This is a genomic window from Vibrio sp. A8-1, from assembly GCF_013048685.1.
Classification (GTDB): Bacteria; Pseudomonadota; Gammaproteobacteria; order Enterobacterales; family Vibrionaceae; genus Vibrio; species Vibrio metschnikovii.
The window spans coordinates 189078-200723 of sequence record NZ_VHTC01000003.1 but is presented as its reverse complement, the minus strand read 5'-3'; the positions used below and the strand labels follow the sequence as shown (position 1 = coordinate 200723).

The 11646-nt window shown below is 43.5% G+C and carries 9 protein-coding genes; 4 read left to right on the top strand and 5 right to left on the bottom strand.

The annotated features are described in order from the left end of the window. The first annotated feature begins 719 nt into the window (after window positions 1-719). Complete coding sequence (locus FKN93_RS02925; protein ID WP_170904441.1) at window positions 720-1886, top strand: lytic polysaccharide monooxygenase; 1167 nt, start codon at window positions 720-722, stop codon at window positions 1884-1886. Window positions 1887-2025: 139 nt separating this feature from the next. Here FKN93_RS02925 and FKN93_RS02920 read toward each other — a convergent pair whose 3' ends face one another. Together FKN93_RS02920 and FKN93_RS02915 are read right to left on the bottom strand one after the other, a co-directional pair. Beyond that, window positions 2026-4278 (bottom strand): TonB-dependent receptor, encoded by a 2253-nt coding sequence (locus tag FKN93_RS02920; RefSeq protein WP_170904440.1) that lies wholly within the window; start codon window positions 4276-4278, stop codon window positions 2026-2028. 117 nt (window positions 4279-4395) lie between these two features. Next, on the bottom strand, window positions 4396-5319 hold the full coding sequence (locus tag FKN93_RS02915) for a LysR family transcriptional regulator (protein ID WP_170904439.1): 924 nt from the start codon (window positions 5317-5319) through the stop codon (window positions 4396-4398). A gap of 133 nt (window positions 5320-5452) precedes the next feature. Here FKN93_RS02915 and FKN93_RS02910 point away from each other — a divergent pair, with 133 nt between their 5' ends. Next, a complete protein-coding gene (locus FKN93_RS02910; protein ID WP_004396887.1) occupies window positions 5453-6712 on the top strand; it encodes an adenylosuccinate synthetase in 1260 nt (419 codons plus the stop codon). 99 nt (window positions 6713-6811) lie between these two features. Beyond that, on the top strand, window positions 6812-7042 hold the full coding sequence (locus FKN93_RS02905) for a DUF3820 family protein (RefSeq protein ID WP_170904447.1): 231 nt from the start codon (window positions 6812-6814) through the stop codon (window positions 7040-7042). Here the strand turns inward: FKN93_RS02905 and FKN93_RS02900 are convergent. The 3 genes from FKN93_RS02900 to FKN93_RS02890 form a co-directional block, all read right to left on the bottom strand. After that, a complete protein-coding gene (locus FKN93_RS02900; RefSeq protein ID WP_170904438.1) occupies window positions 7037-8497 on the bottom strand; it encodes a sensor domain-containing diguanylate cyclase in 1461 nt (486 codons plus the stop codon). The two genes, FKN93_RS02905 and FKN93_RS02900, sit on opposite strands and share 6 nt — an antisense overlap. A gap of 348 nt (window positions 8498-8845) precedes the next feature. After that, entirely contained in the window at window positions 8846-9448 is a 603-nt protein-coding gene (locus tag FKN93_RS02895; protein ID WP_170904437.1) for a Fic family protein, read from the bottom strand. A gap of 259 nt (window positions 9449-9707) precedes the next feature. Further along, complete coding sequence (locus tag FKN93_RS02890; protein WP_170904436.1) at window positions 9708-10358, bottom strand: epoxyqueuosine reductase QueH; 651 nt, start codon at window positions 10356-10358, stop codon at window positions 9708-9710. A gap of 352 nt (window positions 10359-10710) precedes the next feature. Here FKN93_RS02890 and FKN93_RS02885 point away from each other — a divergent pair, with 352 nt between their 5' ends. Beyond that, window positions 10711-11595 (top strand): cation diffusion facilitator family transporter, encoded by an 885-nt coding sequence (locus FKN93_RS02885; RefSeq protein ID WP_170904435.1) that lies wholly within the window; start codon window positions 10711-10713, stop codon window positions 11593-11595. Window positions 11596-11646 lie beyond the last annotated feature (51 nt).

The window sequence follows — 11646 nt, the reverse complement described above, 5'->3', positions numbered from 1 at the left end:
TTTAGGGGCTTTCTTTCTGCTCATAACAAACAGGATGAAGCACTGGAATGATCACTCAATAGTAAAAAGTGGATCAAGTGCTGAGTGTCACACTTTTTCTGTCAATAGGGGCTTGGTGAACACTTACTCGTAATGTAATTAGGTTGCTGGGGGAATAGAACATTCAAAATGGAGCGAACGAATAATGTTTTATTTTCGTTCGAAACTTTTCGGGAATTGTAGGTATGTTGCAAATTATTTCTGTGATGAATGAAGTGTTACAATTAATTTACTCATAAAAACAAATAATTAATTGGTTTTTATGAGTGATAAATAATCGAAATGATGGCATTTTGATCTTTAGTTTTTGCTAATAAAGCTTTGTTTTTATTAGATTGGTTTAATGTGATGCCATACCTGCTCGTTCGAGAGTTCTTTCTTTGCAACGAATCAATGACCAATTTAGTTTGATGATCTGGCGAGAGGATAAAATTTGATGTCCCTCGTAGGAAAATGAGCGTTCAAAGTATGAGCAGTATAGATTTGGAAGGTAGGTTGTATTTTGGAGCATCGATAGTGGTCCTTGACTTGGGTTATCAGTGAATCTTGCTAGCTTTAGGACGTATTGGGTTTGAAAAGATAGCCCATTTTTATGGTGATGGTTGAGTTGGTTGATCATCGTAAAACATCGCCCTAGTTCATGGGTCATTATTAACATCGTCAGTGGAAGGAACCGAACAATGAAACATCGATTAGTCCTGAGTACCTTGTGTATCAGTTTATCTATTCCCTCATTAGCTTTTGCACATGGCTGGGTTGAGTTTCCCAGTGCGCGGCAAAATACGTGCTATTTAGATGGTGGTTTTTGGAGTAACACTATTCCCAATGCGGCTTGCCAAGCGGTTTATGATCAATCGGGAGCGTATCCCTTTGTTCAACGCAATGAAGTGGCTGCGAATGTGGCTCGTTATCGAGATCTCGAGCAGGTGAAAGCAGTGATACCGGATGGTCAGCTTTGTTCTGCCGGTCATGCAGCTAAAGCTGGGTTAAATATTGTCTCTCCTCATTGGCAGAAAACACCGATTCAGCTAAATGAACATCATCAATTGGACTTAGTTTTTCATGCTGCAGTGCCACATAATCCTTCTTATTGGGAGTTTTACTTAACGAAACCAGAGTACGATCCAAGTCTACCTTTGACATGGGACGATTTAGCGTTAATTGATGAGGCGGGGAATGTCGCAGTAGGGGCTGATAGAAAATACCGATTTACGGTCAATTTCCCTGAGGGACGCAGTGGTGATGCGATTTTGTATACCCGCTGGCAGCGAATTGATCCGGCGGGCGAAGGGTTTTATAACTGTAGTGATATCACCTTTGTGGGTGGAGAGGCCCCAACGCCGCCTACTGAACCGAGTGAACCTGAGCAACCGACAGATTTAACGGCATTAGGTTATTTTGTGCCAACAGGGTTTGGACCAGTGGAAAGCGGCGATCATGTCCGATTTCGGACCTTTAACCAACAAGGGCAAGAGCTGACGGATATTCATCTCGAGATTTCAGCCAATAACAGACACACTTGGCCTGTTGAACTGGCGGGTCAGTTTAATCAGCAGCAGGCGGGAGATTGGTATATCGGTATTTGGCACCAAGAAATGAACCACTATATGTTTGATACCAGAAATATCCATACTAACCAAGTGTTTGCGCCACATGGTCAGTTTAGCTACCAATTATCATTACAAAAACAAACACCGCCACCAGTGACCCCTGATAACGCGTGGCAAGAGAGCAAAACATACACCGCTGGTGATATTGTTGTTCACCAAGGGCGTGAATGGACCGCGCAGTGGTGGACGAAAGGAGAAGAGCCGGGAACCACCGGAGAGTGGGGTGTTTGGCGCTAAGATGAGTTAACTTCTTAGTGTGAATCCTGTTAATTGTTTGAAGTAGGCAGCAATATCGTTGCCTACTTCAAGTAGAAAAATCATCAAAATACAGCCAAGTTAAGGAGCGGTAACTCCTTCACCTAGCTTGATATCTCGATTAATAGTGTACTTCCACACCAAGGGTAATCGTTCTTCCTGGATCAGGCATACTAATTACCGCTCCGGGCTGGACTTGATAACGGTCAGTGAGGTTATTAATGGCTAAAAACAGCTGTGTGTTAGGGTTTAAGGCATATTGAGAGTAGAGATCAATTTTATAATCCGCTGGAATATCGATAATCGCACTGGCACCAGTGCCCGCTAACCAATTGCTTGGATTCGACTTACCGGAGTGATAAGAGACCTTGATACCAGTATCAAGGGTATTATTAAAAAATTGCGTGCCAAGATTGAGGTGTATGTTTTCTTTGGGGGGAATACGCGTTGGGGTTAATCCCCAAGCAAAGCCCATAGAATTACAGCGCTCGCTTTCTGCATATGCCGCTTGGTCTGTAGAGCAAATTTTGGTTTCACTGTATAAGGTAGCGGCAAGGTGAGCGTATAACCAAGCATAGTGATATTTGGCGCTCAGCTCCCAACCAGAGAGTTGCATTTTATCGTAATTGGTAAAGGTAAAGTTGGAACGCCATTCAGGCATTCCCGGCGTTTTTGGCAATACCCCACCAGAAATATAATTTTTAATGCTGTTTCTAAAATAAGACGCTGATAGATGAAGATTATCTCCACTCGCTATTGTATCCGTGCTATGCCATTGCACGCCTACCTCGTTATTGAACGATTGCTCAGGTTTGAGAGGGTTGAAAGGATTGTAGCTGAATACCTCATTCGATAGCGTCGTTTCATATAAGCTCGGCATTCGATAAGTACGTGAGGATTTCAAAAATAGCTGGGTACTTGGGGTGAGTTGGTAAGTCAGTTCACTTAGTAAATCCACTTTTTCTTTGTAATCGAGATGTTGCTTGGTTTGGTGGTCAGTGGACTTGGCATTGTGGGCATTTAGCCCCAGTTTTATTTTCAGCGGTGCGTAATTTATATCGGCATTAGCAAAAATATTTTGTGTACGACGCTTACCATCACGTGAAGTCACGGTTTGGGTAAAACGCGTTTGTCCATCTTCTTCAGGCGATAAGCGCTCTTGCTGCTGCGCAAAACCATAAGTTAAACGCACCGGCCAGTCGGTCAGTAAGCTCTCATTACTGACGCTAAAGCCGGAACGGTCATTGCTGTAGCCATGGAAATACTGCTCGGCGTTAGTGCCAACGGCCCAAAGCCCGTTATATTGAGCGAGCTTCGCATCGGTGTACCACACATTGGCGTGTAGATTTAGCCAAGGATGATCAGGCTGATAGTAGTAGTTGGCGGCATAAGTATTGACTTTCGCTGTGCCTAATCCCCACTGAGGCATCATCTCTTGACCATTGGGTAGTGGGTTGCCTTCTTGGTCATAATTAAATTTGTACCAATAAGCGGCCAAAACCTCACCGGCTTTTTGTTCGTGGTAACGATAGGTGAGATCGGCATTATGCGCGGTGCGATTGTTGGTCGCTAATTTTAAGAGCCACGAATCACTTTCAAAGCTGGTGTTAACCACTTCTTGTCCTGGGCCAACCACCGGGTCTTGATAATCGTCATAGCCATTTTTACCGGAAAAATGGTTACCTTTTGAGCGTTTACTATAGGCGAGTACGGTACTGAATAACTCATGTTGATAACCAAGGCCAATCATGGCTGAGCCGTGTTCAAATTTGTATTCAGAGTCACGGTTCGCTAATAAATAGCGGCCTTGTTGACGGTAATCGCCACTGACTTCTGGGGTACGATTATGGTTATTGGCCCGAGCTTTAAATATCACACCAAAAGAGCTGTCATCTTTAATCACATCGTTAATGGTTAGCGTGGTGGCGTTAACCACGCCGCCAACAGCCCCGCTGGCGTAAGGTGAGCTATCCATCGTCGCACCTTGATGAACCGTCAAGGTGCTGAGTAAGTCGGTATCAATATAGGTTCGGTCACTGACGCCTTGGTAACCACGAGAGGTGTGAGTAGATTGCAAGCTGCCATCAATAAAAATCGGTACTCGACCTTCGCCTTGCAAGCCGCGAATGCCAATATCCAATGCGCCAGCTTCATTATGCATATTATTACTTTGTATGCTGGTGATCCCAGAAAAGATATCCGCATTGGCGATACCACGCATTTTGTCTAAATCACTGCGTAATCGTTGATGAGTAGGAATGGGTTGCCCATGTACGGTGATGGTTTCATCGGTTTCTGATGGAGCGGCGGTTTCTGCTTGAGTTGCGCTGGTCAACAGAAGAGGAATAAGAGCCAACAAAGGTTTCAACTGCATAATTTGATCCTTGTCAAAATGAGAGCAAGGATACTGATGCAATTGATAATTATTATCAATACGTTTCACTGAAATAATCTGTGACTTGAATCACATTTTGGTGCTGGTATTTTACCATTAAGTCAACGATTGCGATTTTTGGATTTCTTCATCGACCCACACCAGCAACTGCTTGATCGCTCTTGAGAGTAATTGATTTTGGCGCACGATATAACCCAAACTGGTGGAAGAAAAATCGGGCAGTGGGGTAAGCGTTGTGTGTAATGTCCTTTGCGGATTGACTGAAAACGTAGGGACAATCGCGACTCCGAACCCCGCTTCTGCCCAGTCAATTTGTGCATCCACACTACCGACTTCCATAATGCGATAGTTAGGCAGGTTCAGTTTCGGCAAACTGAGATCGATTAAATCTCGAGTACGAGTATCATGACCCAGCAGAATAAGCGTCGGTTCATCTGCGGTGAGAGGAGCTTGTGAATGCTCGCTCACCGCTAGGCTTTGATTCGCGGCCTGCGCCTGCCACTGCGCAAGTCCATTGCCGATTGCGCACCACTGCACCTCACGTAGCTCGGTAAAACTCAGAGGTGCTTCTTCTTTTTGCGCGATCACAAATCCCAAATCGGCTTTGGCCGTTTTCACCAGCTCTGCCGCTTGTGAAGAGGTGGTATTAAATAATGACAGGTCGATCCCCGGATAGGTTTTACGAAAGAGCTGAAAAGGGCCAATCAAGAGTAAGCGAGAGATGATATCGCTGGCTGCAATGGTTAAGGTGCCCTGATGAAGATGGTTAATGGCATTGAGATCGGCTTGGCAGACTTGTAATTCAAGTAAGGTTTTCTCTGCACTTTGCAATAATCGCTCACCCGCTTGAGTCAGTTGAAAAGGGTTACGTTCAATCAATTTGACTCGCGTTGCTTGCTCTAACTGTTTTAAATGCAAGCTAACGTTGGGCTGTGTCATGTGTAATACCGCGGCGGTTTTACCAAAATGTTGATATTTCGCTAAAGTGACAAAGGTATTGAGCCAGTGAATATCAAGCATGATGGATCCTTAAACGAGAGAGCATTCAGTAAAGGTGATATGGAATTCTTATCAGAGTTATAATAATAATTAATTTTTCATATTTCAATCTTAGGCATAGGATGGTGACACTTGCTTTTAAGGAGAGTAACTCATGTCGTCGATTGTTGTTGTTGGTGCTAACTGGGGTGATGAAGGTAAAGGTCGGATTGTTGATTATCTTGCCGATCAAGCTTCAGCCAGTGTTCGTTTTCAAGGCGGAAATAACGCCGGTCACACCGTAGTTAATGAATTCGGAACGTTTAAATTACACCAACTGCCGAGTGGCGTGTTTAATCCAGATTGTTTGGCGGTACTTGGCCCTGGTATGGTGATAAGCCCTGAGTTATTGTCAAAAGAGATGGCGGAAGTTGAGCAATCAGGCGTATCGCTACGCATGGCGATTTCCGATCGTGCGACTTTGTGTTTGCCTCTCCATGCTTTAGAAGACAGTTTAGAAGAAGCACGTTTAGGCGATCGCGCCTACGGCTCTACTCGTCAAGGCATTGCTCCGGCTTATGGTGACCGAGTGATGAAAAAAGGCATCTTAGTTGGCTGGTTAAAGCAACCTGAAGTGTTACAAGAACGCATTCAATTTTGGCTAGATTGGAAATTGCCTCAACTCAAAGCCCTTTACCCAAGTTTTGAGTTTACTCAAAGCGCGGCGGAAATGGCAGCATGGCTACTAGAGGTTGCTCAGCCATGGTTAGCATCCGTTTGTAATGTCACCGTACCGCTAAAAGCGATTCAAGCTCAGGGCGGAAACTTGTTGTTTGAAGCCCAGTTGGGTGCTGGCCGTGATTTGGTGTACGGAGAATATCCTTGGACAACATCCTCTCATGTAACTTCCGCTTACGCAGGTTTGGGCGGTGGTTTACCCGCATTGCGTCCAGAGCGAGTGATTGCCGTGGCGAAAGCCTTTAGCTCATCGGTTGGCACTGGCACCTTGATCACCGCGATGGAAGAGCAAGATGCGTTTCGTGAAAAAGCCAACGAGTTTGGCGCGACTACTGGTCGTCCACGTGATATGGGCTATTTTGATGCCGTAGCAACCCGTAATGGGGTTGAGCTACAAGCGGCCACCGAAGTCGCTTTGACCAAAATTGACTGCTTAACGGGCTTATCTGATCTGAAAATTTGTGTCGGCTATCAAGGTCATCACAGCGAAAACCCGATTTGGCCACAAACGGCAGCCCTTGCGCCTATTTATGAGCAAATGGAAAGCTGGCAAGAAGACATTACCGGTTGTCGCACTTTTGAAAGCCTGCCGCTTGCGGCTCAAAAGTACGTACTACGGATTGAAGAGCTACTGCAAGTGCCGGTATCGATGATTTCGGTGGGGCCTGAACGTGAGCAAATGATTTTACGTGGTTAAGAACCACTAATAAAGCTATCAGTCTCCCAGCACTTGCTCTGCTCGGGAGACTTTTTGTATGCTGTCACCTCCAATGACTCACCGAGCCTAATTGACATCATGTTAGAAAAAGAAAACCTACTCAAACTCGCCAGAATACCCATGCCTTTTGGAAAATATGCTGGTAGGATTTTGATCGATTTACCTGAAGAGTACCTACTGTGGTTCGCCAACAAAGGTTTTCCCGAAGGCGAGTTAGGCCAACTGCTTCAGCTGTGTCTGGCATTAAAAATCGAAGGTTTGGATAGTGTCGTTAAGCCACTTAAGCATAAACACTCGGACTGTTCATGAGCACACTACACGATTGCGCCCCGAAGATTTTGCACGATACAATGCTCTATCCGCATCAAAATAAGCCGTCTCTATTGGATTATCTTTAGCTATATCTAACAATGAAATCCCGATGCTTACCGTAATACTCACCTCTTGTGGAAGGCATGGAAAGGTCAGTTCACTAACGGCTAAACGCAGCTTTTCTGCATGTTCTACGGCATCTTGTAATGAAATATTCGGCAGCAGTACCATAAACTCCTCACCACCAAACCGCGCGACCGCATCACCTTCTCGAATATTTTGATTTAAGCTATGAGCAACGCAACAAAGTACTTGATCACCGATTGGGTGTCCGTATGTATCGTTAATTCTTTTAAAATAATCGATATCAATCAGTAAGATTGCAGAGACACCTTCTACCTTACGTAATCGAGTTAATTCTAACTGAATAAGCCCTGATAGGTATGCGCGATTAAACAGCCCCGTTAGGCAATCAGTACCTGCTTGATATTCAAGATGGAGTGTCTTCTCATCTACTTTGTGCCGTGCAAGCATAATAGAAGCAAAAATCACTAAAAATAGTAATAGGCTAAGAGAGCCACCCAGAAGTGCACTACTTTTTAAACTTTCATTGATGCGAGACTGAATGGATTCGGCAGATTTTTCTACCACTAACCAAGTATTCCAAGTATCCATAAAGCGTATCCAGAGTAATACCTCTGAATCATCTCTATTAGCAAAATTTAATGCTATGCCGTCTCTGTTTTTATCAAGAAAGTTGAACTCTATATCCCACAGATCGCTTAAGTTAAGCTGGTCCGCTAATAACTGTCGGTTTCTTGCATAAACCAGTTGACCATCTAATCGTGCTAGATAAACGTCAAAACCTTTAAGGCGGCCATAAGTCATCAGCAGATTACTAAAATCTTCGGTATCGACTCCCACGCCAGTAAGACCTAGAAATTCGCCATTATGATCAAAAAGAGGAGCATTAACCCATATGTGCAACTTATCTTCTTCAGCGTAATACCATGTATCTATATTGATATCTCGTAAGGTTTCACGATAAAGATAATACCATCCATCTCGTGATACATTATTGGGATCAAGTTTTATGATTCGCTGATCATCTGAGTAGTAAGTCTCGGAACGATCACTGACTATGCTAGCATCCGCTAAACGAAATCGCAGACTAATGTCACGTAAGAAAGTACGTAATATATCAATATCTTGTTCGCCAGCTAGAATCCAGTCACGTATAAAATTATTATGCTGTAGTTCACCACTAATTCGATGATATTCGCCAGCTGTTCTATCGACGCTTGCCGCTAATGCCATACCTATGGAAGGTAATTCATAGTGTTGGATAAAGTGTTTAACTCTACGACTATCTTGCCAAGCATAAAAACTCGTGAGTACTAGGAATGCTAGAAACACCACCAAGCTTAGCGAATGAAATAGGCGATCTTTCATTACGTAGAGTCCAGACAAATATCATTGATGATTTTCATCCTAGTATAGAAAATCTAAATATCCTATTTTGATAAAAGCAACTTGTAGGGCGGTTCAAGATAAACTCGTTTTTAAGAATGGATCAAGAGATGGAATCTATTACAATCGTGATGCTTTAAGAACTTATGGTATGTGGAGCTATCGTTCTTATCCACTAGAATCTCGCTAAGTGCACGTTGTGTAATTTGTTGTTGCCGTGCTGGTGGTGACAACAAATTACATTCAATTCAGCATGAGTTGACTTGGGGCATTTGGATAATGAGTAGGACTTGACCTTGCGTGAATCATAAAGGTAGTGAATAAAGCAATTTATAAGAGCTTGGTTTGGCTGATCGCTCTATCAAATAGTTCTTCGAGAAGCGATAAATTGCCGTGATAGCCTTGAATATTGGCTTCAATCCAGTGGTCTTTGGATACTTCAGGCCAATCCAGTTCATACCCTGCCACAAAGACTAACTCTTCAAAGAAAAATCGCGTTGCTCTGCCATTACCTTCGCGAAAGGGATGAACGATATTAATTTCACAGAAAATATCAGCAATAAGGCGCACAAACGCAGCTCTATCGACACAGTTACGTAGCTGAGGAATTCGTGCCAGCTGGCGGTTTAGCTCTCTTTCAATATAGAGACAATTACAAAAGCGCGTCGTGCCCTTGCTAATATCAACATCGCGATAGTTTCCAGCCCATGAGTAGACATCTTGAAAAAGTACCCAATGCAGGGTTCGAAAGTGCTCAACGTCGAATTGCTCTAAAGTAGAAAGGTGGCTGACGTAGTGGATATATCGGTATTCAGAAAAGGCGGTTTCCGCCACATGCAGTTCATCACTGCCTTGAATATTCAGTTGATTTTCGAGTGTCTCCGAGTCGGGATAGCAATAATGATCCCGACTGACGCCGTACTTATCTCGCATATTGGCGCTTTAGTGCTTCTAGAGTTGAGGGTTTACCACTAGCGATTAGCCCCTCATAGGATGCGCTAACTTTGAAATTACTCAGCTTGGGCACAAATTTTCGTTCCACAGAGCGCTCTGGAATATCAATTTTGGCATGACTATTCTGCATATATTCTCTCAACCTTATGATGTCACGTTGTCAGTGTAATGGTGTGGCTAATCAGGATCAAATGTTAAACGTAAGATTGCTTTGGTTAGATGATCGCAGAAAAACGATTTACTCATCAGTATAATACTGCACACCAATTTGAATTCGTGGTCTATCATTGGCCACTCGCCAGCGGTTGGTATCACGCAGTGAATAGATACAGCCGCAGTACTCTTGTTGGTAAAAACGTTCTCGCTTAGCCAGTTCAACCATGCGACTCGCTCCACCTTGCTTGCGCCAGTTGAATGTCCAGTAAGTCAGGCTTGGGTAACGTGCTGCAGCGCGTTGACCACAGTCATTAATTTGCTGCATATTTTTCCAACGCGAGATCCCTAAGCAACTGGTGAAAGTGTCAAACCCATTTTCATGGGCGTACAACGCAGTGCGTTCAAAACGCATGTCAAAGCACTCAGTGCAGCGAATACCGCGCTCTGGCTCCCATTCCATTCCTTTTACCCGTTCAAACCAGTTTGGCGCGTCATAATCTGCGTCTATAAACGGAATACCCAGTTTTTCAGCAAAACGAATGTTCTCTTCTTTACGGATCAAATACTCTTTTTCTGGATGGATATTCGGGTTATAGAAAAAGACGGTAAGTTCGATTCCCGCGTTAACTATTCGCTCCATTACATCGCCAGCGCAAGGGGCGCAGCAAGAATGAAGCAGGACTTTATTGGATACATTGGGGGTTTCGAGAACGATAGTTTGTAAAGTGGACATAAGCCTAAAGACATGAGGGTGAATAAATAATGTTAACGTATTGTACCAATATGCAGCCAGTTTTCTAGCGATTAATGATAAGTCTAAAAAGTGGATGAAATCGGGATCTTTTTTGATTTTTGCTGTTTAAATATAACGATACTTTATGTTTATATTCAATTTTTAATCAAATGCGAATCCAAGTAGTGATAATTGTTTTTATTTAACATTATCATGCTGTTTTTATTGGTTTTTATTTTATTCATTTATCATGCTTATGGTTGTTTTTTTATGGAAATTATAGACGTATTGTGTAAAAAACTTGTGCTATGATTCATCGTCGATGAGCAGAGTGTTTTTGTGGAGTTCTATAATGAATCGTAAAACCAGCGCAGCACTCATTTCGGTGGGTTCTAATAGTACGTTAATTGTGATGAAAATGACGGTGGGGATTTTTAGTGGCTCGGTGAGTATCATTTCAGAGGCCATACACTCTGCCATGGATCTTATTGCCGCATTAATTGCGTTATTTGCCGTTAGTACCTCCGATTTACCACCAGACGACAATCATCCTTACGGACACAGTAAAATTGAGAACGTTTCAGGCGTATTAGAAGCGTTATTGATTTTGGGTGCTGCAGCATGGATTGTCTATGAAGCGATCAGTAAGCTGTTTAATCCTCAGCCAGTCAGTGCGATAGGGCTAGGCGTAGTCGTGATGTTAATTTCTGCTCTGGTTAACTTATTGGTTTCAAGACACCTTTATCGCGTAGCGAAAGAAGAAGAATCAATCGCGCTACAAGCGGATGCTCTGCATTTAAAAGCGGACGTATTAACCTCACTCGGTGTTGCGGCGGGGCTATCAGTGATGTTAGTCGCCGGATACTTAGGTTATGACTGGTATTTTATCGATGCGATTGTGGCCATCTTTGTTGCGGTATTTATTTCTCGTGAAGGGGTGAGTTTGTTATGCGAAGCGTTTCGTCCTTTATTAGACCATAGTATCTCGGACGAAGAGTTAGCGCTGACTAGTCAAACCATTAAAAGTGTTTGTGGGCCAGAGATGAGCTTTCATCAGTTACGTACTCGTTATTCAGGCCGTCGCCGTCATATTGATTTTCATCTTACTGTACCTAAATCGATGTGTGTCGATGCTGCCCACCAACAATGCGATAGAATTGAAGCGGCGATCATGGCTGTGCTGCCTAATGCTGAGGTGTTGATTCATGTAGAGCCCGATTATCGCCATTCAACGTAAGGTGTTGTGAGTCGTCAATCGGTCGGTATTTGTAATTAACGGTTGCTACCC